Below are 24,823 nucleotides of genomic sequence, written 5' to 3'. Positions count from 1 at the left end.
GGCAGCTGGCCGCCCTCGCCGGGCTTGGCGCCCTGGGCCATCTTGATCTGGATGTCGGTGGCATGGCTGAGGTACTCGCTGGTGACGCCGAAGCGGCCGCTGGCCACCTGCTTGATGGCGCTGCGGCGCTGTGGGTCGTGCAGGCGCTCGGCGTCCTCGCCACCCTCGCCGGTGTTCGACTTGCCGCCGATGCGGTTCATCGCGATCGCCAGCGTCTCGTGGGCCTCCTGGCTGATCGAGCCGTAGCTCATCGCGCCGGTGGAGAAGCGCTTGACGATCTCGCTGACCGGCTCCACCTCGTCGATGCTGATGCTGGGCCTCTCGGAGCTGAAGTCCAGCAGCGAGCGCAGCGTCATCAGGCGTCGGGAGTTGTCGTTGACCAGGTCGGTGTAGCGCTTGAAGACCTCGTAGCGTCCGGTGCGGGTGGCGTGCTGCAGCCGGAAGACGGTCTCGGGCGTGAACAGGTGCTCCTCGCCCTCGCGACGCCACTGGTACTCGCCGCCGACGTCGAGGGTGCGGTGCGGCGTCTTGGACGTGATCGGGTAGGCGCGCTCGTGGCGCAGCTGCACCTCACGGGCCACCTCGTCGAGTCCGATGCCCTCGATCCGGGTGGGGGTTCCGGTGAAGTACTCCTCGACGAAGTCGCTGCGAAGCCCGATTGCCTCGAAGACCTGGGCGCCGGTGTAGCTCTGGATGGTGCTGATGCCCATCTTGCTCATCACCTTGAGCACGCCCTTGCCCAGTGCCTTGTAGACATTGCCGATGGCCTGCTCCGGCTCGGTCTGCACGTAGAGCTCATGGCGGGCCATGTCCTCGGCGGACTCGAAGACCAGGTAGGGGTTGACCGCGGCCGCGCCGTAGCCGACCAGCAGCGCGACGTGGTGCACCTCGCGGACGTCGCCGGCCTCGACGACCAGGCCGGCCATGGTGCGGGTCTTCTCCCGCACCAGGTGGTGGTGGATGGTGCTGGTGAGCAGCAGTGACGGGATCGGTGCCAGCTCGCGGTCGGCGTGCCGGTCGGAGAGCACGATGGTTCGCGCGCCGTCGGCGATCGCCTGGCTCACCTCGGCGCGGATCTCGTCCAGCCGGCGACGCAGCGCCTCGCCGCCGCCGTCGACCGGGTAGAGCCCGCGCACCACGTGCGCCTGGTAGTCGGGGTGCTCGCCGTCGGCATTGATGCGGATGATCTTGGCCAGCTGGTCGGAGTCGATGATCGGGTACGGGATCACCATCTGGCGGCAGGACTCCGGCCCGGGGCTCAACAGGTTGGCCTCGGGACCGATGGTGCCGGCCAGGCTGGTGACCATCTCCTCGCGGATGGCGTCCAGCGGCGGATTGGTCACCTGGGCGAAGAGCTGGGTGAAGTAGTCGAAGAGCGTCTTCGGCCGGTCGCTGAGCGCCGCGAGCGGGGTGTCGCTGCCCATCGACCCGATCGTCTCGGCGCCCGTGTTGGCCATCGGGGCCACCACCAGGCGCAGCTCCTCGTGGGTGTAGCCGAACAGCTGCTGGCGACGGGTCACCGAGGCGTGCGAGTGCACGATGTGGGTGCGCTCGGGCAGTTCGTCGAGGTTCAGCCGGCCCTCGGCCAGCCACTGGCCGTAGGGGTGCTCGGCGGCCAGGGAGTCCTTGACCTCCTCGTCGGTGACGATGCGGTGCTCGTCGAGGTCCACCAGGAACATCCGGCCGGGCTGCAGGCGGCCCTTCTGCACCACCTCGGCGGGGTCGACGGGCAGCACGCCCGCCTCCGAGGCGAAGATGACGCGGTCGTCGGTGGTCACCCAGTAGCGGGCGGGGCGCAGGCCGTTGCGGTCGAGCACGCCGCCGATCTGGGTGCCGTCGGTGAAGGTGACACAGGCCGGGCCGTCCCACGGTTCCATCACGTGGGCGTGGAACTCGTAGAAGTCGCGGTGGGCGCGGCTCATCTCCGTGTCCTTCTGCCACGCCTCGGGAACCATCATCAGCACCGCGTGGGGCAGCTTGCGCCCGGCCAGGTGCAGCAGCTCCAGCACCTCGTCGAAGCTGGCCGAGTCGGACCCGCCGGGGGTGCAGATCGGGTAGAGGCGCTCGAGGTCGCCGGGGATGAGGTCGCTGGACAGCAGTGCCTCGCGAGCCCGCATCCAGTTGCGGTTGCCCTTGAGCGTGTTGATCTCGCCGTTGTGGGCGATCATCCGGAAGGGATGGCTCAGCTCCCAGGCGGGGAAGGTGTTTGTGCTGAAGCGCGAGTGCACCAGGGCCAGGGCCGAGCGGACCCGCTCGTCGTGGAGCTCGGGGTAGACCTGCTCCAGCTGGCCGGTGGTCAGCATGCCCTTGTAGACCAGGGTGCGCGAGCTCAGCGAGGCGAAGTAGACGCCGGCCTCGTTCTGGGCGCGGCGACGCAGCACGTAGACCAGGCGGTCGAGATCGAGGCCCTGCTCCCCACTGCGGCTGGAGACCAGCAGGTGTGCCATGTGTGGCATGGCGCCCAGCGAGATGGGGCTCAGGCCCTGGGTCTCGACGGGCACGTCGCGCCAGCCGAGGACCTTCAGTCCCTCCTCCAGGGCGATCTTCTCGATGCTGATCCGGGCCAGGTCGCGGGCTGCCTCGTCGACGGGAAGGAAGGCCATCCCGACCGCATAGGCGCCCGGTTCGGGCAGGGCGAGGCCGCTTGCCTCGCGCAGGAAGTCGTCGGGCACCTGGATCATGATCCCGGCGCCGTCACCGGCTGCCTCGTCAGCGCCGGTGGCGCCGCGATGGTCGAGGTTGCGCAGGGCCTCCAGGCCCTGGGCGACGATCTCGTGGGAGGGCTCCGCGGTCAGGCGTGCCACGAAGGCCACGCCGCACGCGTCGTGCTCCTGCTCGGGGCGGTAGAGCCCCTGGGCGGGGCGCTGGGGAAAGACGGTCATGCTCATCTCCGATCGTCGGGGTCGGTCTCCCGACCCGGACGAAGCTAGAGAGGCAATGTTTCTGGGACGTTACGCGTCACATGCTGGACACGTCGCCCCTGTGTCGCCGGCCCAGCAGCACGAAGGCCAGCAGCCCGCAGAGGAGCACGACGAGCGAGGTGTACTCGTTGAGCCGGAATCCGCCCACGTGGTTCACGCTGTCGATGCGAAGGTGCTCGATCCACTGCCGACCAAGGCAGTAGACGACGACGTAGAGCGCGAAGACGCGCCCGCGGGCCAGCCGGAAGCGCCGCTCGGCCCACAGCAGCACGAGCACGCCGGCCAGGTTCCACCCCATCTCGTAGGCGAAGGTGGGGTGGAAGGTGGCGAACTGCTCGAAGCCCGAGGGGCGGTGGGCAGGGTCGATCTCCAGGCCCCACGGCAGCGTGGTGGGGCGCCCGAAGAGCTCCTGGTTGAACCAGTTGCCCAGCCGCCCGATGGCCTGGGCCAGCAGCAGTCCGGGCGCACCGGCATCGGCGAAGGCGGCGAAGGAGAAGCCCTTGCGCCGCGACATCACCCACACCGCCAGCGCACCGGCGGCCACCGCCCCCCAGATCCCCAGCCCGCCATTCCAGATGTAGAGCGCCTCGACCGGGTTGCGGCCGGGGCCGAAGTAGAGCTGGTGGTCGGTGATGACGTGGTAGAGCCGCGCCCCGACGATGCCCGAGACCACGGCGACGGCCAGAACGTCCTCGAAGACCTGCGGATCGCCGCCCTGCGCCTGGTAGCGGCGACGGGCCAGCACCGAGCCGGCGACGATCCCCGCCAGGATGCACAGGGCATAGGCGTGGATCGCCACGGGGCCCAGGTGGAAGGCCGACCAGCCGGGGCTGGGAATGCTCAGCAGCACGGCCGGATCAGGCCTCGCCACGCACGCCGCGGGCCAGGTCGTCGACCAGCGCCCGCAGCTCGGCCAGGTCACGGCTGCCCGACTCCTCGTTGCGCAGCAGGCAGTGCACCAGTGCCGAGCCGACGATGACGCCATCGGCCACCTGCGCCAGCTCCGCTGCCTGGGCACCGTTCGAGACGCCCAGTCCGACGCCGACCGGCAGCTCCGGACGGGCCTCGCGGACCCTCGCCACCAGGGCCGGCGCGGCCGAGGAGGTGCTGGTGCGGGCCCCGGTGACGCCCATCACGCTGGTGGCATAGACCCAGCCGCGGCAGGCATCCAGGGTGGAGGCGATCCGGGCATCGGTGGACGACGGCGCCACCAGGAAGATCCGGTCCAGGCCGTGCTCCTCGGAGGCGGCCATCCAGGCGTCCGCCTCGTCGGGGATCAGGTCGGGCGTGATCAGGCCGCATCCGCCGGCATTGGCGAAGTCTCGGGCGAAGGAATCCACGCCGTAGGTCTCCACCAGGTTCCAGTAGATCATCGCGGTGGCGCGCGTCCCGGTGGCAGCGACGGCCTCGACCGCCTTCAGCACGTCACGGGTGCGCACCCCTCGCTCCAGGGCGCGGGTGGTGGCGTGCTGGATCGCCAGCCCGTCCATCACCGGGTCTGAATAGGGCATGCCCACCTCGACCACGTCGACACCGACGCCATCGGTGCCCTCGCACAGGGCCTTCATCGCGTCGAGGGAGCCCGGTACGTCCGGGAAGCCGACCGGCAGGTAGCCGACCAGGGCGGCGCGCCCCTCGTTGCGGGCCTCGGCATAGGCATGACCGGACTTTCCCAGTCGTGCCTCGTCGGTGAACGTGGTGTTGGGGTAGCTGCTCACTTCTGTTCCCCCTCGACGTCGTGCTCGGCGGCCTCGACCTTGTCCTCGGCGAGCTTGCTGCGCGACTCGTCGGTGGCCAGGCGGCCGGTGGTCTCGTCGACCGAACCGTCGATGCCGAAGTAGCTGATGGCGGTGTCGACGTCCTTGTCACCGCGGCCGGAGATGTTGACCACGATCAGGGGCTTGCTGTCGGGTGCCTTCGCGGTGAGCTCCAGCGCAAGCTTCTGCGCGCCGGCGACGGCATGGGCCGACTCGATGGCCGGCATGATGCCCTCGGTCTCGGTGAGCAGCTTCAGCGCCTTCATCGCCTCGGCGTCGGTGACCGGCAGGTACTGCGCCCGCCCGGTCTTGGCCAGCCAGGCGTGCTCCGGGCCGACGCCCGGGTAGTCGAGGCCCGCCGAGATGGAGTGGCTCTCGATGGTCTGGCCGTCGTCGTCCATCAGGACATAGGTGCGCATGCCGTGCAGCACGCCCGTGCGGCCGGCCGTGATGGTGGCGGCATGTCGGCCCGTCTCGACCCCGTCACCGGCAGCCTCGAAGCCGTACAGGCCCACCTCGGAATCGGGGACGAAGTCGGCGAAGATGCCCATGGCATTGGAGCCGCCACCGACGCAGGCTGCGACGGCATCGGGCAGGCGACCGTAGCGCTCCAGCACCTGGGCGCGCGTCTCGGTGGAGATGATGCGCTGGTACTCGCGCACCAGCATCGGGAAGGGTGCGGGGCCGGCGACGGTGCCGATCAGGTAGTGGGTGGTGTCCACATTGGTCACCCAGTCGCGCATGGCCTCGTTCATGGCGTCCTTGAGCGTCATGGAGCCGGCCTCGACGGCCACCACCTCGGCGCCCAGCATCTGCATGCGGGCGACGTTCAGCGCCTGGCGCTCGGTGTCCACCTTGCCCATGTAGATGCGGCACTCCAGCCCGAACAGGGCGGCGGCGGTGGCGGTGGCCACGCCGTGCTGGCCGGCGCCGGTCTCGGCGATGACGCGCTTCTTGCCCATGCGCCTGGTGAGCAGTGCCTGACCCAGCACGTTGTTCACCTTGTGGCTGCCCGTGTGGTTGAGGTCCTCGCGCTTGAGCACGATCGTCGCGCCCTGGGAGCCCTCGGCGGCGCAGTGCTCGGCGAAGCGTCGCGCCTCCCAGATGGGGGTGGGACGGCCGGCGTAGTCGCGTCGCAGGCGCGCCAGCTCGGCGTGGAAGTCGGGGTCGGCCTCGGCCTCGGTGAAGGCCTGCTGCAGCTCGTCGAGGGCTGCCTGCAGGGCCTCGGGGACGAAGCGTCCCCCGAAGTCGTCGAAGTGCCCACGGGAATCGGGCAGGGTCATCAGTCCTCCTGGGAAGTGGCGGCCGCCGCGGCGACCATGGCGCGGATCGCCGCCGTGGGATCGCCGTGGCGCACCAGCGCCTCGCCGACCAGGACGGCATCCGCCCCCTGCGAGGCCACCAGGGCGGCGTCTGCGGGGGTGAGCACACCCGACTCTGCCACCTTGACGGTGTCCTGGCCGAGCAGTCCCACAAGACGGCCGAATTGCGCCAGGTCCACCTCGAGGGTCTTGAGGTTGCGGTTGTTGACCCCCACCAGCTCGGCGCCGAGCGCGGTGGCGCGCTGCGCCTCCTCGGGGGTGTGCACCTCCACCAGCGGCGCCATGCCGAGTTCGACGACCAGGTCGTGCAGGGAGCGCAGCAACTCGTCGTCGAGGGCGGCGACGATCAGCAAGACCAGATCGGCGCCGTGGGCGCGGGCCTCCCACACCTGGTAGGGGTCGACGACGAAGTCCTTGCGCAGCACCGGGATCCCGACGCGCTCGCGCACGGCGTCCAGGTCGGCCAGGCTGCCGTTGAAGCGTCGCTGCTCGGTGAGGACGCTCACGACGCTGGCGCCGCCCTGCTCGTACCGGGCGGCCAGGGCAGCCGGGTCCTCGATGGTGGCCAGCGCCCCCTTGGACGGGCTGGATCGCTTGACCTCGCTGATCACCGACAGCCCGGGAGCGCGCAGGCGCGACAGGACGTCGAGCGCCGCGGGACGTGCCAGGGCGCGTTCACGTAGCTCGGCGAGACCAGTCGTGGCCTGCCGCTCGGCCATGTCGGCTCGGACACCGACGATGATCTGGTCGAGGACCGAGGGGCTCACAGGTCGCGGGCCGGGGTTCCATAGCCGGCGGACTTCATCACCAGGGTGACGATGCCGCCGATGAGGATGATGGCGGCCGGGACGATGACGCCCGGCCAGCCAAAGCGCCCGAAGCCGAAGCTCGCGGTGTAGGTGAGGACCAGGAAGCCTGCGAGCGCGATCCACGTGCCGACCCAGGCGGCGGGAGACTTGCCTTCGTGGTAGTGCAGCTGGCGCTCGTGCTTGACGCGCAGCTTGGGGGTCTCGGGCGACGTGTTGTGCTGAAGGTGGGTCATCGGTCCTCCTGGTCGTCAGTGCTCTCGAGGAGCGAGACTACCGTCATTTCCGCTCCGGATGGGCTTCGTGTGCTGCTCGTGGTCGGCGGTGGGGTCCAGGCCCGCATCGAAGGCCTTCCACACGTCCAGATCCGTCTGCGGCGGTCCGCCCACGGTGGTCCGGTCGAAGCGGGCGTCGCGGGTGGCCCAGCGGGGCGCGAATACCAGTTGGGTGAGCCCGCCCATTGCGGCCAGGGCCGACGCGCCCAGCAGGGCATCGTGGGCCTGGCCGCGCACCACGGCCATCGCCAGACCGGCACCCAGCAGCAGCACGACGAGTGCGACCAGGCGGCGGCCGAGCCGTCGTGCCAGCAGGGAGAGCCCGACTGCCGCGAGCAACGACCACGCAATGGTCCGCACCAGGTCTGCCTGGTCTCCGCAGCGCGAGGCGAGGGCCAGGGCGAGGATTGCGGCCACGGCCGGTGCGATCCAGGCGACGGCCTTCTGCGCAGAGCTGGCCTTCTTCATTGGGGGGATCATCGGCCGAGGCTCCTCAACCCGGCGGCGCGACGCACCGCGTCCAGCGGCCCGGCTGCCTTGTCCTGCGTCTCGGTGTTCTCCTTCTCGGGAACCGAGTCGGCGACCACGCCAGCGCCGGCCTGGACATGGGCGATGCCGTCCTTCAACAAGGCGGTGCGGATGGCGATGGCGGCATCGGCATTGCCGGCGAAGTCGAAGTAGCCCACCACTCCCCCGTAGATGCCACGCCTGGTGGTCTCCAGACGGTCGATGATCTCCATCGCCCGCACCTTGGGAGCGCCCGACAGGGTGCCGGCGGGGAAGCAGGCCAGGGTGACGTCGAGCCCAGTGGTGCCCTCGGCCACCTCACCGGTGACGGCCGCCTCCAGGTGCATCACGTGGCTGTAGCGGCGCACGTGCATGAACTCTGTGACCTCGATGGTGCCGGGACGGCAGACCCGGCCCAGGTCATTGCGCCCCAGGTCGACCAGCATCAGGTGCTCGCTGGCCTCCTTCTCGTCGGCCAGCAGGTCCAGTTCCAGCTGGTGGTCCTCGGCGGGCGTGGCGCCGCGGGGCCGGGTGCCGGCGATCGGGTGAGTCGTCGCCACGCCGTCGGTGACCGTCACCAGCGCCTCGGGGCTGGAGCCGACGATGGCGAAGCCGGGCAGGCGCATCAGGTACAGGTAGGGGCTGGGATTGGTGGCGCGCAGCTCCCGGTAGACGTCCAGGGCGTCGACCTCGGTGGGCAGGTCGAAGCGCTGGCTGGGCACCACCTGGAAGATCTCGCCGGCGCGGATCTCCTCCTTGGCCTGCTCCACCATGCCCAGGAAGTCGGCGTCGGTGCGCTGGCGTTGGACGGGTTGCGTCGGGGCCGGTCCCCGCTGGGCCAGCAGGGAGGGTCGGGGCTGGCTCAGCTGCTCGGCCAGTGCCCTGACACGCCCGACAGCATCGGCGTGGGCCTGCTCCAGGCGCTCGGGCGAGTCGTCGAAGTTCACCGCATTGGCCACCAGCCAGACCTCGCCCAGCTTGTGGTCGAAGACCACCAGGTCGCTGGCCAGCATCATCGTCAGCTCGGGCACCTGCAGGTCGTCGACGCAGGTGTCGGGCAGCTGCTCCAGCCGGCGCACCACGTCATAGCCCAGGTAGCCGACCATGCCCGAGGTGAAGGGCGGCAGCTCGGGATCGCGCTCGGTGTGCAGCACCCGCAGGCTCTCGCGCAGCGCGGTCAGCGGGTCGGAGTCGGTGGACAGGCCCGCGACCCGACGCCCCAGCCACTGGGCGCGGCCCTCGCGCTCGGTGAGCGTGGCGGCGGCATTGACCCCGACGAAGCTCCACCGCGACCAGACGCCGGCATTGGCCGACTCGAACAGGTAGGTGAGCTCCCGGGTGCCGCACAGCTGGTGGTAGGCAGCCACCGGGGTGAGATCGTCGGCCACCAGACGAGCAGTGACGCTGATCACGCGACGGGTGCGGGCCTGGGCGCGAAAACCGTCCAGGTCGGGGCTGATCTGGATGTCGAGGGCAGTCATCGGACAGGCCCGGCCGCGTCGTCGGCCAGCAGAAGGTCTGCGTCGAAGCAGCTGTCATCGCCGGTGTGGCAGGCCCCGCCGCGCTGGTCCACCCGGAGCAGCAGGGTGTCGCCGTCGCAGTCGAGGCGCACCTCGCGCACGTGCTGGGTGTTGCCGCTGGTCTCGCCCTTGATCCAGTACTCCCGGCGGCTGCGCGACCAGTAGGTGGCGCGGCGGGTGGTCAGGGTGCGGTCGAGGGCCTCGTCGTCCATCCAGGCCATCATCAGCACGGCACCGGTGGTGGCGTCGACGACGACGGCAGCCACCAGCCCGTCTGGATTGCGACGCAGGCGCTGGGCAAGGCGGGGATCAAGAGGCATGCGTCCATTGTCCCCGATGCGCGCCTAGGATCGAGCCATGTCCTTCTCACAAGACGAACGTCTGGCCCTGTGCGACCTGCTCGAGGAACTCGGCCCCGATGCCCCCACCCTGTGCGAGGGATGGCAGACCCACGACATGGCCGCCCACCTGTGGCTGCGCGAGACCGACCCGCTCGCCATGCCCGGCATGATCGCCGCCCCACTGGAAGGGCTCACCGAGCGACGCATGGACGCGCTCAAGCGCAAGCTCGGCTACGAGGAACTGATCGGCCGGATCCGCAAGGGCCCGCCCCGTTTCAGCCTCTTCGCCCTGCCCGGTCTGGATGAGGCCGGCAATGCCACCGAGTACTTCGTCCACCACGAGGACGTGCGTCGCGCCCAGGCTCCGGAATTCGGGATGCACGCGCCGCGAGCACTGGACGAGAGCGCCCAGGAGGTCTGCTGGAAGCGCGTGTCCAGCATGGGCCGGCTGATGGTGCGCCGAAGCCCGGTGGCCGTCAGCATGCAGCGGCTGGATGCCGCCGACGGTGGCCCGGTGGGCAATCCTGTGCGGCTGGGCGGTGAGGGCGAGGGGGTGGTGCTGCGCGGCCTTGCCAGTGAGCTGCTGCTGTTCTGCTTCGGCCGCACCGAGGCAGCAGCGGTCGAGCTGCGCGGCGCGCCTGAGGACGTGGTGGCGCTGCAGCAGGCCAGTATCGGGCTCTGACCTGCCGCAGCGCCGGTTGCTCAGGCGTCGTCGACGACGATCACGTGCAGCTGGCGCGGGCCGTGCACCCCGTCGACGCGGCTCAGCTCGATGTCGCTGGTGGCCGAGCCACCCGAGATCATCGTCATCGGCTGGCCCTCGACGATCGCCGGCTTGACCACCGCGATCGACTCGGGAACGTCGGAGACCACCTGGCTGGCCAGCACGACGCAGATGTGCCGGTCCGGGACCAGGCTGATGGCGCGGCGCCCCTGGTCGGGGCCGTGGGTCAGCACGATCGTGCCGGTGTCGGCGATCGCCGAGGCCGCCGCCGTCACCACCGCGTCGGTCTCGTTGAGCACCTGATTGGACAGCTCGGCGGAATCTGTGCGGATCTCCAGGCCGTGCTCGCGGATCGCCGCCGTCCACGACTCGTCGAGCCCCGCCGGGACGACGACGCTGGAAGTGGCGCCGGTGGACATCAGGCCGTCGACGACGGCCTTGGGAACGTCGGCGCGGGAGACCCGCACCACAGCCGCGTCGTAGTCGAGCACCTTCTCGACGAACTCCCCCACCACGTCCTCGATCGGGAGCCCGGAGCCATAGGTCCAGTCGACGGCCACGTCGGCCACCGGGTCCTTCTCGGTGACGTCGGTGCTGGCGCGACGGATCCGGGCGAGGATCTCCTCACGCGCGGCCTTGTCGGTGCTGATGGTGGCGGTGCCACTGCTGTGCGTGGTCATCACTTGCCCTCCTGTCGGTTGGCCTTCCACCACTGGCGGAAGCTCTGCTTGGGTACGTCCTCGACATCGCGGTAGCGCAGCCACCGGTCTGCGACGGGGGCCGGGATCGGGCCGAGGGTGCGGCCACCCAGCACCTTGCCGGCCAGCGAGGAACCCATCTGGACCGCCTCGAAGTGCTTGGCATCGCCCATCACCCACTTCGCCGTCTTCATCAGCGCCATCTCGGTGCCCACCTCGATGTCGCGCGGCACCTTGTCGGCCTTCTCCGCCTGCACCACGCGGTTGCGCAGGTGCACCAGGATGTCGGTGAAGGGGATCTTCACCGGGCACACGTCATTGCAGGCGCCGCACAGCGAACAGGCATAGGGAAGTCCGCGGTCGACGTCGTGCTCCACCCCGCGCAGCTGCGGGTTGAGCGCCGCACCGATGGGGCCGGGGTAGACCGAGCCATAGGCGTGGCCGCCGGTGCGCTCGTAGACGGGGCAGATGTTCAGGCAGGAAGCGCAGCGGATGCAGCGCAGCACCTCGCGGCCCAGCTCGTCGGCGAGCACGTCGGTGCGTCCGTTGTCGAGCAGGATGATGTGCTGCTCCTGGGGTCCGTCGCCCTCGTGGACGCCGCTCCAGATCGAGTTGTAGGGGTTCATCCGCTCGCCGGTGGCCGAGCGCGGCAGCAACTTGAGGAAGACCTCGAGGTCCTCAAAGGTGGGCAGCACCTTCTCGATGCCGACGATGCTCACCAGCGTCTTGGGCAGGGTCAGGCACATGCGGCCATTGCCCTCGCTCTCGACGATCACCAGCGAGCCGGTCTCGGCGACGATGAAGTTGCCGCCACTGACGGCCATCTCTGCGCGCAGGAACTTCTCGCGCAGGTGGATGCGGGCGGCGTCGGCCAGCTCCGGCGGGTTCGAGGTGATGTCGGCCGGTGCGGGACGGCCGTAGCGGCCCATCTCGCGCAGGAAGATCTCACGCACCTCGGCCCGGTTGCGGTGGATGGCGGGCACCACGATGTGGCTGGGGCGGTCGTGGCCAAGCTGGACGATCAGCTCGGCCAGGTCGGTCTCCCAAGCCGCGATGCCCTGTTCCTCGAGGTACTCGTTGAGGTCGGTCTCCTGGGTGGTGATCGACTTGATCTTGACCACCTCGTCGACCTGCTTGGCCTTCGCGATCTCAGCGACGATGCGGTTGGCCTCCTCGGCATCGCGTGCCCAGTGGACGTGGACGCCGTTGCGGGTCAGGTTCTCCTCGGCCTGGACCAGGTAGTGGTCGAGGTGGCGGCCCACCCGGTCCTTGATGGCGGCGGCGGCGGTGCGCAGCTCCTCCCAGTCCGGGGTCTCCTCCACGCGCATGGCGCGCTTGTTGCGGATGGTGGTGGTGGCATTGCGCATGTTCTTGCGCTGCACGCCCAGTTCCAGTGCCTTCTTGGCAGCCTTGGGGAACTTGGGCATCCCCAGGTAGGTGCCGGGCTGGGTGGGTGCGGGGGTCAAGCGCGCCACGCCCTGGTTGCCGTCGACGACGCGCACCGGGCCGGTGGCCGGCTTCTGCATCTGCTGGTTGGTGGTCATGCCGTGGCCTCCTCGGTGTTGGCGAGGATCTCCACCAGGTGGATGGGCTTGACCCCCGAGTTCTGGCGGCTGAGAACACCGCCGATGTTCATCAGGCACGAATTGTCACCGGCGACGACGAATTCCGCACCGGTCTCGCGCACATGGCGTGCCTTGTCGGCGGCCATCGCGGCGCTGACGTCGGCATTCTTGATGCTGAAGGTGCCGCCGAAGCCGCAGCACTCCTCGGCATTGGGCAGTTCCAGCAGGGTCATCCCGCGCACATTGCGCAGCAGCTCCAGCGGGCGGTCGGCCAGGCGCAGCAGCCGGTTGCCGTGACAGGAGGAGTGGTAGGTGACGGCGTGCGGGAAGTAGGCACCGACATCGGTGACGCCCAGCACGTCGACCAGGAACTCGGTGATGTCGTAGACCTGCTGGCTGACGCGGTCCACCTCGCGCTGAAGGCCGGCGTCCTTGGAGTGCTTGGCCAGCATGGGGTGCTGCTCCCGCACCGCGGCGGTGCAGGAGCCTGACGGCGAGACCACGTAATCGTAGTCACCGAAGGCCTTGACGTACTGGCGCACCTGGGGGATCGATTCGTCGAAGTAACCGGTGTTGGTGGTGATCTGGGCGCAGCAGGTCTGTTCGCGCGGGAACTCGACGGTGCAGCCGAGGCGCTCCAGCAGCTTGACGGTGGCCTGGCCGGTGCCGGGGAACATCACGTCATTGATGCAGGTGATGAACAGGGCGACCTTCTTGCCCTTGCCCGGCTGCTCGCCGGTGTGCAGCGGTCCCTCTACCGGGACGATCGGGGTGGTCATGGGCTTGCCTCCAGTGGTGGTGGGACGGTCGTGACGGGTCCTGGCCTGGCTCACGGGACGAGCCAGGACAGGACGGGGGTGGACATGAGGCCGGCGAGGATGCACATCATCACCAGCAGGACGATGGAGTACTTGAAGATGTTGCGCAGGATCACCGACTCGCCACCGGCCAGTCCGATGGCGGTGGCGGCGATGGTGAGCGACTGGGGCGAGATCATCTTGCCCACCACGCCACCGGCACCGCCGGTGCCGACCAGCAGGCCGCGCATCGTCTCGGTGCCCAGGTGCGAGCCGGTGCCGATCTGGGTGCCGACGCTGGACTGCAGGTTGCTGAACAGCAGGTTGGCCGAGGTGTCGGAACCTGTCACGTAGGTGCCGATCCAGCCGAGGATCGGGGCCAGGAAGGGGTACAGGGCGCCGGCGCCGGCGACGAACAGGCCCAGGGCCAGCGTCTGGCCGGAGTCGCCCATCACATAGGCCAGGGCGACGACCAGTCCGATGGTGAGTGCGCTGAACTTCATCTTGGCGGCATTTCGGCCGAGCTCGGCGAAGACCTCCTTCATGGGCACCCGGTAGACGAGCCCGACCATCAGGGCCACCAGGACCAGCAGGAAGCCGGGCTGGCTCAGCAGGGGCAGGGTGTAGGAGCGGTGCCCGGCGGGCTGTCCGGTCACGGAGTTGAGGCCGCCCAGCAGGGGCCACGCGATCTTCTGGTCGGCACTGGCCAGCAGGGACTTCACGGCGGGCAGGGCGGCGATGGAGAAGACCACGATGACCAGGATGTAGGGCACCAGCGACATCCAGATGCGGGCGGCGGTCAGGCCCTCGGCGCCGGTGGCCTGGGCCTTGATGGGCTCGGTCTCGACGCTGGGGTCCATCGGGATGCCGATCCGCCCGGCCGCCTCGTGGCCACCCTTGGGCTGCCACACCTTGAGGAAGACCATCGCCAGCGCAACGCTGATCACGGCGCAGAAGACCTCGGTGAGGTTGAACACGGGCGTCGCGGCGACGATCACCTTGGTGATGCCGAAGACGATGCCGACGAACAGGCCGAAGGGCCAGCACTCCTTGACACCCTTCTTGCCGTCCATGATCCACAGCAGCAGGAAGGGCACCACCAGGCAGAGCATCGCGCAGACACGGGCGGTCACCTCGGCAACCATCTGCACCGGCACCTCACCGGCCTTGGCGGCCATCAGCACGGGCAGGCCGACGGCGCCGAAGGCCACCGGAACGGTGTTGGCGACCAGGGCGGTGAGGGCGGCCCGCAGCTTGCCGAAGCCGACCGCGATCAACATGGCCGCGGCGATGGCGACGGGGGCACCGAAGCCGGCCAGGGCCTCGAGCAGGCCGCCGAAGCAGAAGGCGATCAGGATGCCCAGGATGCGGGGGTCATCGCTGATCAGGAAGAAGGTGCGGCGCAGGTCGTCGAAGCGGCCGCTGATCACCGTCACCTGGTACATCCAGATGGCCGAGAGCAGGATGAACACGATCGGGAAGAGGCCATAGACGAAGCCCTGGACGCTGGTCGCCAGGGCCATGGCGATCGGCATCTTGAAGGCAAGCACACCCACCAGCAGGGCGACCAGCCAGCTGATGCCGGCGGCATGGTGGGCCTTCCAGCGCAGGGCGCCGAGGGTCACCAGCATGGTGAGGATGGGCAGCAGGGCGACCAGCGCCGAGAGCCACTGGGCTCCCAAGGGGTCACTGGTCGGCGTGAAGGTCTGAAGCAGGTGCATGGAAACTCCGTTGTCCCAGAGGTGGTCCTACTCCACCGAGCGTATGGTCAGTCCACAGCTCTGGCAAGCATCTGCCACATCTTTTCCCACGAACATTCCGGCACATTTTTCACACGTAAATGAAGGCCGCGTCGGGGCTCCAGCACTGGCGCCTCGACCCGGCCGGGAAAGCTGTGTCAAACGGTTCAGTCCTCGAAGGGCTCCGGAGCCGGCACGGCCTCCATCTCGTCACCCAGGGCACCGCGGTTCGCGTGACGTCCATTGAGCAGCAGGTTGAGCAGGACGGCACTGATCGCAGCGGCCGAGATGCCCGAGCCCAGGACCATCTCCAGCCAGGTGGGCAGCGCTGTGTAGATGCCGGGCACCGCCATCGGGAAGACGACCAGGGCCAGGGAGGTCGCCACCACGAAGATGTTGTTGCCGCGTTCGAAGTCCGCCTGCTGCAAGGTCTGGATGCCGGCCGCGGCCACCGAGCCGAAGAGCACGACACCGGCGCCGCCGAGCACCGGCGACGGCACGCAGGCCACCACCCGGCCGAGCAGCGGGAACAGGCCCAGCAGGATCAGCAGCACGGCTCCTGCGGCCACGGTGTAGCGCGACTTCACCTTGGTCACCGCGATCAGGCCGACGTTCTGCGCGAAGGCCGTGGGCGGGAAGGAGTTGAAGACCGGCGCGATGATGGTCGCGGCCATGTCGGCGCGCAGGCCCCGGGTGATGCGTCGTCGGTCCACGTCGGTGCCCACCACCTTGGCCACCGCGAACAGGTCGGCCATGATCTCCATCAGCGTCACGATGATGACCACCACCATCGAGATGATCGCGCCGATCTCGAACTGGGGTGCGCCGAAGAAGAAGGGCGTCGGCAGGGCCACGACGGCCCCCTTGCCCACTCCGCTGAAGTCGACCTGGCCAAGGACTGCCGCCAGCAGGGTGCCGGCGGTGATCCCCACCAGGATGCCGACGCGCGACAGGGCCGGGACGCGGGTGCACACCAGCACCACCACCAGGGTGAAGGCGGCCAGTGCCAGGTTGGTCAGGCTCGCTCCCCCGGGCTGGTTGCCGGCCACCCAGCCGGCGGCCACCGGTAGCAGGCTCAGGCCCATTGCGGCGATGATGGTGCCGGTCACCACCGGCGGGAAGTAGCGCTGGATGCGGCTGAACAGGGGTGCCAGCAGGAAACCGACGATGCCCGCCACGATCACCGAGCCGTAGATCACCGGCAGGCCCCCGCCGCTGCCGATGATGGCGAGCATGGTCGAGACCGCGCCGAAGGTGGTGCCGTTGACCAGCGGCAGCTTGGAGCCCAGTCCGGGCAGGCCAAGGGACTGCACCAGGGTGGCCAGGCCGGAGACGAACAGGGCGGAGGCCACCAGCATCCCCACCTGCTCCGGGGGCAGCTTGGCCGCGGACCCCACGATCAGGGGAATGGCGATCACGCCGCCGTACATGCTCAGGATGTGCTGGAAACCGTAGAGGAAGGCCTTGGCGACCGGGATCTTCTCGTCCTCGGGACGGACGGCGGGGATGGTGGTGGCGTTGGTGCTCACGGCGAACTGGTGTCCTTTTGACGAGGTGTGGGAGAACTCGGCCGCCACGCACCGGCGGGTGCGCGGCGGACGGTCCGTTCTACCACTCGTGGGAGCACCGCTCCCACACCGGGTCAGATCACCTCGGCCTCGCGGACCAGCCGGCCCAGCGCGGTACGGTCCAGCCGGGCAGACACCCGGCGTGGCAGGCGCACCTTGCGGCCGTCACGCATGGCGGCAGTGGCCCTGAGCAGGGTGCGCACGTCATAGGTGGAGTTGAAGGTCTCCGGGACGCCGCGCTCCACGCCGAAGAGCTCGTAGACGGCCTCCATGCCGGTGCGCACCGAGTACTCGGTGGTGAAGATGGTGTCGCGGCCGGTCTCGGCGAACTGTCCGAGGAAGCCGAAGTTCACCGCCCCCTCGGGGACGACGGCGGGACGGTCGCCGGCATGGCGTGGCATGAAGAAGCTGGTCACATAGGGCATCATCACCGGCACGCACTTGGCGCCCGTGGCCGCCAGCCCGTCGATCTGGTCCACGGGGACCCCGAGGTGGTACAGCCACTCCTTGGTGATCTCCTCGCCAGTGCACTCCTGCATCGGCTTGGTGACGTAGTCGCCCGGGCGGTCAACGAACAGCGAGTAGACCCACACCACCACCTGGCCGGGCGCCTGCTTCTTGAAGTGGGGCTGGCGGTTGACCGTCCAGCTCAGCAGCCAGGACGAGTCCTGGGCGGTGACGATGCCGCCGGTGACCACGCGACCCGACAGCGGATCACGCTTGGCCACGCGACGGATGTACTCGGGAATGCGCTCGTCGACCGTGGTGACGGTGGCCGACTCCCACTTGGTCTCGGGGATCGAGCTGCAGAAGACCTCGGGGTGACCGAAGGAGGGATCCTTCCTGGCGATTCGCTTCCACAGCTCCCACGCGGGTGCCGGTCCCTCGACGAGACGGGCGGGCGTGTGCTGGTCGCCATTGTCGGAGTTGTCCACCAGCGAGCCGATGGTCATCAGCACCACGTCGTCGGCAGTGAGGTCGACTCCGCCCTCGGCGCCGTCGCGGATCCAGTCGATCCGGGTGGCCTGCTTGCTCGTCCCGGCGAAGGAGAAGTCGACGTCGGTGACCTCGGTGCCGTACTGGAAGGTGACCCCCTGGTCGAGCAACCACTGGGTCATCGGCAGCACGAGCGACTCGTACTGGTTGTACTTGGTGAACTTCAGCGCGCTGAAGTCGGGCAGGCCCCCGATGTGGTGGACGAAACGGTGCAGGTAGAGCTTGAACTCCAGGGCGCTGTGCCACTCCTCGAAGGCGAACATGGTGCGCCAGTAGAGCCAGAAGGGCGCATCCAGGAAGTCGCGGCCCATCACCTCGTTGATCCGCTTGCCCTCCAATGACTCGCGACTGGCCAGGAAGACCTTGAGCAGGTCCTTCTGCGCCTTGCTGGACAGCCCGAACTTCCCGGCGAGCCCGGCATCCTGGCCCTGCTTGATGGTGGCGCGCTGCAGGGAGTAGTTGGGGTCGTCCTTGTTGAGCCAGTAGAACTCGTCGAGCACCGAGCCGTCGACCTCGAGCGAGGGGATCGAGCGGAAGAGGTCCCACAGGCATTCGAAGTGGTCCTCCATCTCGCGTCCGCCGCGGATGACGAAGCCGCGCTCCGGCTCCTCGATGCCGTCCATGGCGCCGCCGGCCAGGTGTCCCTTCTCAAGGATGGTGACCTGCTGGCCGGGCAGCTGGGCATCACGCACCGCGAAGACTGCCGCCGCCAGGCCCGCCAGCCCTGACCCGACGATCCACAGGTGCTTGTCGTCGACGCCTTCCGGCTTGCGAGGACGGGCGAAGGCCTCGTAGTTGCCGCTGCTGTGGTACATGACTCCTCCAACGATCGGGTGGTGGCTTCATTTGTGAGCGCACTCAATTTTGAGTCCACTATAGTTCCACCCATGGCCGAGAACCAGACCCCGGGGCGACGAGAAGCAGCCAAGGCCGCCAAGCGGGCACGCATCCTCGCCGCCGCACAGGCCCACCTGCGCAGTGTCGGCTACGAGTCCATGACGATGGCCCAGGTGGCCCGCGACGCCGACATCGCCATCGGCACCGTCTTCACCTATGCCGCCACCAAGGCCGAACTGCTGATGATGGTGACCGCCGAACGATGGTCCGGCCAGGTCCCCCTCGTCCTGGCGGCCCCCACCCACGACGATCCGGTGGTGGCCATCCGGGAGTTGCTGCAACCGCTGGTCGACACCTCCACGCTGGAGCCGCAAACCTGCGCCGCCATCGCGCGCGAACTGCTCTTCGGCACCGACGGCCCCCACCAACGGTCGGTCGTGGCGCTGGTCGCGGAGCTGGAGTCTGCCATCGCCGGGGTCATCACCCAGGCGCAGCCGACCAGGCACGCCGCCGCCGCGGCCCGCCTGGTCATCGCTGGGGGCCTGATGGAGGTCAACCGGGCCCGCACCGGAAAGGCTGCCCGTGAGGCGCTGGAGCAGGGCCTCACCGAGATGATCACCGTCGCCGTCCACGGCGCCCACCCCTGAACCGGTACGGCACAATGGGCTGATGGCCCGCAGTGTCTAGTCCTCTGCCACCACCGCCAACGGCTTCCTCGCCGACGAGCACGACAGCCTCGCCTGGCCCTTCGCCGTCGAGGGTGAGCCCCCCGACATGGCACCCTTCCTCGGGGAGGCCGGCGTGCTCGTGATGGGTTCCCACACCTACGAGTGGCTGCTCCGCCAGGAGGACGTGTTGCACTCCGCCGAGCTCTGGCAGGCCTGGTTCGGCACCCGACCCGTCTTCGTCTTCACCTCGCGCCAGCTGCCCGCTCCCCATGGTGCCGATGTCCGCTTCTGCAACGGCTCGGTCGCCGACCACCTGTCCGCCCTCGAACAGGCGGCGGGCGAAAAGACCATCTGGGTCCAGGGCGGGGGTGGTGACCTGGCCGGCCCGTGACTCGACGCGGGGCGGCTCGACCGGGTCACGATCACCCTCGCCCCGGCCTTCCTGTCCGCCGGGAAGCGCCTGCTGCCGCGCATCATCGAAGCGGCCCACCTGCGACTCGTCGGGAGCCGTCAGGTGGGCCAGTTCGTGGGGGTTACCTACCAGGTGTGCTGATCAGGCGAGCTTCTCCATGATCAGCTCGCGCACGCGCCCGGCATCGGCCTGGCCCTTCATCGCCTTCATCACCTGGCCGATCAGCGCGCCGGCGGCCTGCACCTTGCCGTCGCGGATCTTGTCGGCCACGTCGGGGTTGGCGGCGATCACCTCGTCGACGGCTGCCCCCAGGGCGCCGTCGTCACTGACCACGGCCAGGCCGCGCTTCTCGACCACCTCGGCCGGCTCACCCTCGCCGGCGATGACGCCCTCGATGACCTGGCGGGCCAGCTTGTCGTTGACGACCTTGTCGTCCACCAGCTGCTGCAGCGCGGCGACCTGCGCGGGGGCCATGCCCACCTCGTCCAGCGCGAGGCCGGCCTCATTGGCGCGACGGGCCAGCTCACCGGTCCACCACTTGCGGGCAGCCTGCGGGGAGGCCCCGGCCTTCACCGTCTCCTCGATCAGGTCCAGCGCACCGATCGCCTCGATGTCGCCCATCTCGCGCTCCGACAGGCTCCACTCGGCCACGACCCGCTTGCGACGCTCGGCCGGCGGCTCGGGCAGGGTGGCGCGCAACTGCTCCACCCACTCACGACTCGGGGCGATCGGCACCAGGTCCGGCTCGGGGAAGTAGCGGTAGTCCTCCGCCTGCTCCTTGGAGCGGCCGGGGGTGGTGTAGCCACCGTCCTCCTGCCACATCCGGGTCTCCTGCTTGACCTTGCCGCCGCCGGCCAGGATCGCACCCTGGCGACGCATCTCGTAGCGCAGGGTCTCCTCCACCGAACGCAGCGAGTTGACGTTCTTGGTCTCGGTGCGGGTGCCCAAGACGTCGCTGCCCTTGGGCATCAACGAGATGTTGGCGTCACAACGCATGTTGCCCTGCTCCATGCGCGCCTCCGAGACGCCCAGCGCCTTCATCATGTCGCGCAGGTAGGCCATGTAGGCGCGACCCACCTGGGGCGCGTACTCGCCGCAGCCGGTGATGGGCCGGGTCACGATCTCCATCAGCGGCACGCCGGCGCGGTTGTAGTCCAACAGGGAGTGGCTGGCGCCCTGGATACGTCCGATGCCGCCCACGTGGGTCGACTTGCCGGCGTCCTCCTCCATGTGGACCCGCTCCACCTCGACGCGGAAGGTCCTGCCGTCCACCTCGACGTCCACGTGTCCGTCGTGGCAGATCGGCTCGTCGGACTGGCTGATCTGGTAGTCCTTGGTCATGTCCGGGTAGAAGTAGTTCTTGCGCGCGAAGCGCGACCACTCGGCCACCTCGCAGTTGAGGCTCAGCCCGATTCGGATGGCCGACTCGACCGCCTTGCGGTTGACCACCGGCAGCGAGCCGGGAAGTCCCAGACAGACCGGGCAGACGCGCGTGTTCGGCTCGCCACCGGGAGCGGCGGAGCAGCCGCACCACATCTTGCTGGCGGTGCTCAGCTCGACGTGCACCTCCAGGCCCAGCACGGGGTCGAAGCGCTCCAGGACCTCGTCGTAGTCCATCAGTTCGTCATTCATGCCTGCACCTCCTGGGTGCTCTGGGTCGGGTCGCTCGCGAAGGGGGCCAGTGCCACGGGCATGACCCTCTCCAGGGCCGCACCGACGCGGTAGAGCCGGTCGTCCGCCATCGGCGGCGCCATCACCTGCACCCCGACCGGCAGGCCACTGGCCTGGCCGAAGGGGAAGGAGGCCGAGGCATTGCCGGCCATGTTTGACGGGATGGTGCACAGGTCGGACGCGTACAGGGCCAGCGGGTCGTCAATGCGCTCCCCCAGCTTCCAGGCAGTGCTCGGAACGGTGGGGCTGATCAGCACGTCGCAGTCGGCGAAGGCGGCCTCGAAGTCGCGCTGGATGAGCGTGCGCACCTTCTGGGCCGAGCCGTAGTAGGCGTCGTAGTAGCCACTGGACAGGGCATAGGTGCCGATGATGATGCGGCGCTTCACCTCGGGGCCGAAACCGGCGCCGCGGGTCATCCGCATCACCTGCTCGGTGGAGTTCTCGCCGTCGTCACCCACGCGCAGGCCGTAGCGCATCGCGTCATAACGCGACAGGTTGCTGGAGACCTCGCTGGGCATCACCAGGTAGTAGGCGCTCACGGCATGGGCGAAATTGGGGCACTCGACCTCGACCACCTCGGCGCCGGCCTCGCGCAGGGCGGCGACGGCGGCCTCGAAACGCTCCATCACCTCGGGAGCGAAGCCCTCTCCCTCGAGCTCGCGCACGATGCCGACCCGAAGTCCCTTGACGTCGCCACTGGTGGCCGCCTCGACCACCGGCGGCACCGGCTGGTCCACCGAGGTGGAGTCGCGCGGGTCGTGCCCGGCGATCACCTGGTGCAGGAGGGCAGCGTCGGCCACGGTGCGGGCGCAGGGGCCCGGCTGGTCAAGGCTGGAGGCCATCGCGACCACGCCATAGCGAGAGGTGCCGCCATAGGTGGGCTTGACGCCGACGGTGCCGGTGAAGCTGGCGGGCTGGCGGATCGAGCCGCCGGTGTCGGTACCGATCGCCAGCGGCACCTCGAGCGCTGCCAGCGCCGCCGCCGAGCCGCCACCTGAGCCACCCGGGACGCGCTCGACGTCCCATGGGTTGCGGGTGACGCCGAAGGCGGAGTTCTCGGTGGTCGAGCCCATCGCGAACTCGTCCAGGTTGGTCTTGCCGACGATCACGAGGCCCGCCTCGAGCAGGCGCTCGATGATGGTCGCGTCATAGGGCGGCGTCCAGTTCTCCAGCATCCTGGAGGCGGCCGTGGTGGGAAGCGCCTGGTAGCACAGCAGGTCCTTCACACCGATGGGGACGCCGGCCAGCGGGCCGAGCTGCTCCCCGGCGGCAATCCGCTCGTCGATGCGGGCAGCCTGGGCCAGGGCACCCTCGGCGTCGACGCTGATGAAGGCGTTGACGGTGGGCTCCACCTGCTCGATGCGGTCGAGGAAGGCCTGGGTCACCTCCACCGAGGTGGGGCTTCCCGCGGCGATCCACTCGCCCAGCTGGGCGGCGGTGGCGGTGAGGATCACGGTGCTCATCAGGCCTCCTGGTCGAGGATGCGGGGAACGCGGAAGCGGCCGTCCTCGGCGTCGGGCGCGGCGGCGAGCACCTGCTCGGGGCTCAGCGACGGCCGCACCTCGTCCTCCCGGAAGACATTGCGCAGCGGCAGGGCGTGCGTGGTGGGCGGGATGTCGTCACCGGCCACCTGGGCGACGCTCGCCACCGACTCGAGGATTCCGTCGAGCTGGGCGGCGAGCGTGCCCAGCTCCTGGTCGGTCAACTCGATGCGGGCCAGCGCCGCGAGGCGGGCCACATCATCCGGCGTCAACGCCACGATGCATCTCCTGGAAGGTCGTTGGATTCGTCCTTGCACATCCTAGGGGTGGGCACCGACAGTTCCGGCACCGTCTCCAGCCGCGAAAATTTGGCACAGTGGAGCAATGCACCTCTTGCGCGTCGAACTGCCCTCACGCCCCGGATCCCTCGGGGTGGTGGCCAGCGCCATGGGACGCGTCGACGTCGACATCATCGCCGTCGAGGTGCTGGAGACCCTCGGGGAGCGCGCCGTCGACGACTTCATCGTCTCGGTGCCGCCCGGCATGATGATGGACACGCTGGTCAGCGCCTGCGACGAGCTGGAGGGCGTCAAGGTGCTGTGGGTCTCGCGCTATCCGGAGTCCTGGGGGATCCAGGGCGACATCGAACTGCTCGACGCGATGCTCGACGACCCCGGCCGCGCGCTCGACATCCTCGTCTCCGAGGCACCCGAGGTCTTCCACTGCCAGTGGGCCGCGGTGGTCGACCACCAGTCGGGCACGCTCGGCCCCCTCGGGGCGCAGGCACCCGAGCTGGACGCCGCGGCCCTGGCCAGCTTCGGTCCCCTCGACCGCCCGCACGCCGTCACCCTGCCCGCGCAGTGGCTGCCCCACTGGTCGGAGACCCTGGTGGCCGTCGCCCCCATCGACGAGCGCCGCAGCCTGCTGCTCGGACGGGCCGGGGGCCCCGTCTTCCTCGCCTCCGAACGGCACCGGTTGGAGCACCTGGCCGCCCTGTCCTGCCTGCCCGCACGACATCCCCGGGGCTGATACCCCCCTGAGAAGGTGTTCTCGGGCCACGATCGGGGAACCACCTCGGGCCTAGGGTGGTTTGGATCGTCCATTCGGGGGGAGCCAGACACGTGAGCGAGCCACGCCGGGCACTGCCCGCCACACAGGGGGCAAGGCCGGCCACCGGCAGTCGGATGCCGCGATCCCATGCCCTGGACGGCCTGCGCGGAGTGGCCGCCTTCATCGTCGTCGTGCACCACGCCCTGCTGCTGGTCCCCGGACTGGCCGATGTCTACCGCGACCCAGCCAGCGCGATGCACACCCACCCCTGGCTGACGCTGGCCCCGGTCCACCTCTTCTGGGACGGGCGCGCAGCGGTCATCGCCTTCTTCGTCCTGTCCGGCCTGGTCCTGGCGCCGGCCCGCTTCGAGGGCGGCCGCAGCTGGCTCACCTACTACGCCGGTCGGCTGCCGCGCCTCTACCTTCCCGTGGTCGGCTCGGTGCTGCTGGCCCTGGCCTGGGCCATTGCCGTGCCGCGGACCACTGGAGGCGACCACAGCTGGTGGGCCCAGATCCATGCCGGGCAGGTGGGCCTGCGCGGCACCGTGAACAGCCTGGTGCTGCTCTTCGGCGTCAGCTCGCTGAACACTCCGCTGTGGTCCCTGCAGTGGGAGATGTGGTTCTCGCTGCTGCTGCCGCTCTACATCTGGATCGTGGTGGCCTGCGGCCGCCGCTCCTGGCTCCTGCTGCTGCCCGCCCTGGCGGCGGTGGCCGTCGGGCAGTACCTGCACTGGGGCTCGCTGCACTACCTGCCGGTCTTCCTGGTGGGCGTCGTGATCGCGCACCACGCCGGGGCGATCACCGCCACCATCGCGCGGTGGAGCCGCGCGCAGGGGGTGCTGTGGATGCTGGTGAGCATCTGGCTGGCCGGGGCGGCCTGGTGGCCGGTGGGCTCCGGCGCGCTGGGCACGGACTGGTGGACGGTGGCCAGCGAGGTGCTGGTGGTGCTGGGCGCCAGCGGTATCGTGCTCTACCTGCTCGGCAACCGGAAGCTGGAGGCCTGGGGCACCCGTCCGACGGTGGAGTGGCTGGGCAGCCGTTCCTTCAGCCTGTACCTCACCCATGAACCGCTGCTGGTCTCGATGGACTACCTCCTGCCCGGCCAGCGCCAGCTGTCGATCGTGCTGGGCATCGCCGCGGCGCTGCTGCTGGCCGAGGTCTTCTTCCG

General features: G+C 69.4%; 23 protein-coding genes. 5 read left to right on the top strand and 18 right to left on the bottom strand.

Annotation, left to right across the window (positions count from 1 at the left end; genetic code table 11):
- The 9 genes from ACHFFZ_RS16470 to hisI form a co-directional block, all read right to left on the bottom strand.
- Positions 1-2,882 (bottom strand): glutamate synthase central domain-containing protein (locus ACHFFZ_RS16470; RefSeq protein ID WP_394277674.1); only part of this gene is annotated, 2,882 nt, incomplete at its 3' end.
- 76 nt (positions 2,883-2,958) lie between these two features.
- Positions 2,959-3,771 (bottom strand): prolipoprotein diacylglyceryl transferase, encoded by an 813-nt coding sequence (gene lgt / locus ACHFFZ_RS16465; protein ID WP_394277673.1) that lies wholly within the window; start codon positions 3,769-3,771, stop codon positions 2,959-2,961.
- Between the two features lie 7 nt (positions 3,772-3,778).
- Positions 3,779-4,639, bottom strand: a complete 861-nt coding sequence (gene trpA / locus ACHFFZ_RS16460; RefSeq protein WP_394277672.1) for a tryptophan synthase subunit alpha — start codon at positions 4,637-4,639, stop codon at positions 3,779-3,781.
- Positions 4,636-5,961 carry a tryptophan synthase subunit beta gene (trpB, locus tag ACHFFZ_RS16455; protein ID WP_394277671.1) on the bottom strand — a complete coding sequence of 442 codons (1,326 nt, stop codon included), beginning with the start codon at positions 5,959-5,961 and terminating at the stop codon, positions 4,636-4,638. Before trpB ends, trpA begins: the two co-directional genes overlap by 4 nt.
- Complete coding sequence (gene trpC, locus ACHFFZ_RS16450) at positions 5,961-6,767, bottom strand: indole-3-glycerol phosphate synthase TrpC (RefSeq protein ID WP_394277670.1); 807 nt, start codon at positions 6,765-6,767, stop codon at positions 5,961-5,963. The genes trpB and trpC overlap by 1 nt, the downstream gene beginning before the upstream one ends.
- The gene (locus tag ACHFFZ_RS16445) at positions 6,764-7,042 is read right to left on the bottom strand and encodes an HGxxPAAW family protein (protein ID WP_394277669.1); all 279 of its coding nucleotides are present in this window, start codon (positions 7,040-7,042) and stop codon (positions 6,764-6,766) included. Before ACHFFZ_RS16445 ends, trpC begins: the two co-directional genes overlap by 4 nt.
- A 15-nt stretch (positions 7,043-7,057) precedes the next feature.
- Entirely contained in the window at positions 7,058-7,561 is a 504-nt protein-coding gene (locus ACHFFZ_RS16440; RefSeq protein WP_394277668.1) for a hypothetical protein, read from the bottom strand.
- Positions 7,558-9,069, bottom strand: a complete 1,512-nt coding sequence (locus ACHFFZ_RS16435; RefSeq protein WP_394277667.1) for an anthranilate synthase component I — start codon at positions 9,067-9,069, stop codon at positions 7,558-7,560. Before ACHFFZ_RS16435 ends, ACHFFZ_RS16440 begins: the two co-directional genes overlap by 4 nt.
- Positions 9,066-9,428 carry a phosphoribosyl-AMP cyclohydrolase gene (gene hisI, locus ACHFFZ_RS16430; protein ID WP_394277666.1) on the bottom strand — a complete coding sequence of 121 codons (363 nt, stop codon included), beginning with the start codon at positions 9,426-9,428 and terminating at the stop codon, positions 9,066-9,068. Before hisI ends, ACHFFZ_RS16435 begins: the two co-directional genes overlap by 4 nt.
- A 37-nt stretch (positions 9,429-9,465) precedes the next feature.
- Here hisI and ACHFFZ_RS16425 point away from each other — a divergent pair, with 37 nt between their 5' ends.
- Positions 9,466-10,131, top strand: a complete 666-nt coding sequence (locus tag ACHFFZ_RS16425; RefSeq protein WP_394277665.1) for a TIGR03085 family metal-binding protein — start codon at positions 9,466-9,468, stop codon at positions 10,129-10,131.
- Positions 10,132-10,151: 20 nt separating this feature from the next.
- On the opposite strand, the gene ACHFFZ_RS16420 is transcribed toward ACHFFZ_RS16425, so the two are convergent.
- The 6 genes from ACHFFZ_RS16420 to ACHFFZ_RS16395 form a co-directional block, all read right to left on the bottom strand.
- Positions 10,152-10,853 (bottom strand): lactate utilization protein C, encoded by a 702-nt coding sequence (locus ACHFFZ_RS16420; protein ID WP_394277664.1) that lies wholly within the window; start codon positions 10,851-10,853, stop codon positions 10,152-10,154.
- On the bottom strand, positions 10,853-12,397 hold the full coding sequence (locus ACHFFZ_RS16415) for a LutB/LldF family L-lactate oxidation iron-sulfur protein (RefSeq protein WP_394277676.1): 1,545 nt from the start codon (positions 12,395-12,397) through the stop codon (positions 10,853-10,855). Before ACHFFZ_RS16415 ends, ACHFFZ_RS16420 begins: the two co-directional genes overlap by 1 nt.
- Positions 12,398-12,411: 14 nt before the next feature.
- A complete protein-coding gene (locus tag ACHFFZ_RS16410; protein ID WP_394277675.1) occupies positions 12,412-13,215 on the bottom strand; it encodes a (Fe-S)-binding protein in 804 nt (267 codons plus the stop codon).
- Positions 13,216-13,265: 50 nt separating this feature from the next.
- Complete coding sequence (locus tag ACHFFZ_RS16405; protein WP_394277663.1) at positions 13,266-14,954, bottom strand: L-lactate permease; 1,689 nt, start codon at positions 14,952-14,954, stop codon at positions 13,266-13,268.
- A 185-nt stretch (positions 14,955-15,139) separates the two neighbouring features.
- The gene (locus tag ACHFFZ_RS16400) at positions 15,140-16,501 is read right to left on the bottom strand and encodes a nucleobase:cation symporter-2 family protein (protein WP_394277662.1); all 1,362 of its coding nucleotides are present in this window, start codon (positions 16,499-16,501) and stop codon (positions 15,140-15,142) included.
- A gap of 113 nt (positions 16,502-16,614) precedes the next feature.
- Positions 16,615-18,351 carry an oleate hydratase gene (locus ACHFFZ_RS16395; protein ID WP_394277661.1) on the bottom strand — a complete coding sequence of 579 codons (1,737 nt, stop codon included), beginning with the start codon at positions 18,349-18,351 and terminating at the stop codon, positions 16,615-16,617.
- 72 nt (positions 18,352-18,423) lie between these two features.
- On the opposite strand from ACHFFZ_RS16395, the gene ACHFFZ_RS16390 reads away from it, so the two are divergent.
- Complete coding sequence (locus ACHFFZ_RS16390; protein ID WP_394277660.1) at positions 18,424-19,020, top strand: TetR/AcrR family transcriptional regulator; 597 nt, start codon at positions 18,424-18,426, stop codon at positions 19,018-19,020.
- 127 nt (positions 19,021-19,147) lie between these two features.
- The gene (locus ACHFFZ_RS16385) at positions 19,148-19,432 is read left to right on the top strand and encodes a dihydrofolate reductase family protein (RefSeq protein WP_394277659.1); all 285 of its coding nucleotides are present in this window, start codon (positions 19,148-19,150) and stop codon (positions 19,430-19,432) included.
- A 162-nt stretch (positions 19,433-19,594) separates the two neighbouring features.
- Here ACHFFZ_RS16385 and gatB read toward each other — a convergent pair whose 3' ends face one another.
- The 3 genes from gatB to gatC are packed head-to-tail and all read right to left on the bottom strand — an operon-like array spanning position 19,595 to position 22,883.
- Positions 19,595-21,085 (bottom strand): Asp-tRNA(Asn)/Glu-tRNA(Gln) amidotransferase subunit GatB, encoded by a 1,491-nt coding sequence (gene gatB, locus ACHFFZ_RS16380; protein WP_394277658.1) that lies wholly within the window; start codon positions 21,083-21,085, stop codon positions 19,595-19,597.
- A complete protein-coding gene (gene gatA, locus ACHFFZ_RS16375; protein WP_394277657.1) occupies positions 21,082-22,587 on the bottom strand; it encodes an Asp-tRNA(Asn)/Glu-tRNA(Gln) amidotransferase subunit GatA in 1,506 nt (501 codons plus the stop codon). Before gatA ends, gatB begins: the two co-directional genes overlap by 4 nt.
- The gene (gatC, locus tag ACHFFZ_RS16370; protein WP_394277656.1) at positions 22,587-22,883 is read right to left on the bottom strand and encodes an Asp-tRNA(Asn)/Glu-tRNA(Gln) amidotransferase subunit GatC; all 297 of its coding nucleotides are present in this window, start codon (positions 22,881-22,883) and stop codon (positions 22,587-22,589) included. The genes gatA and gatC overlap by 1 nt, the downstream gene beginning before the upstream one ends.
- Positions 22,884-22,989: 106 nt before the next feature.
- Here gatC and ACHFFZ_RS16365 point away from each other — a divergent pair, with 106 nt between their 5' ends.
- Together ACHFFZ_RS16365 and ACHFFZ_RS16360 are read left to right on the top strand one after the other, a co-directional pair.
- Positions 22,990-23,634 carry an amino acid-binding protein gene (locus ACHFFZ_RS16365; protein ID WP_394277655.1) on the top strand — a complete coding sequence of 215 codons (645 nt, stop codon included), beginning with the start codon at positions 22,990-22,992 and terminating at the stop codon, positions 23,632-23,634.
- Positions 23,635-23,726: 92 nt separating this feature from the next.
- A partial coding sequence (locus ACHFFZ_RS16360; protein WP_394277654.1) for an acyltransferase family protein occupies positions 23,727-24,823 on the top strand: 1,097 nt, incomplete at its 3' end.

The sequence above is a fragment of the Luteococcus sp. genome, assembly GCF_043424415.1.
Lineage (GTDB): Bacteria > Actinomycetota > Actinomycetes > Propionibacteriales > Propionibacteriaceae > Luteococcus.
Note: the sequence above shows the minus strand (reverse complement) of the source record. Positions and strands in the feature narration are given on the sequence as shown.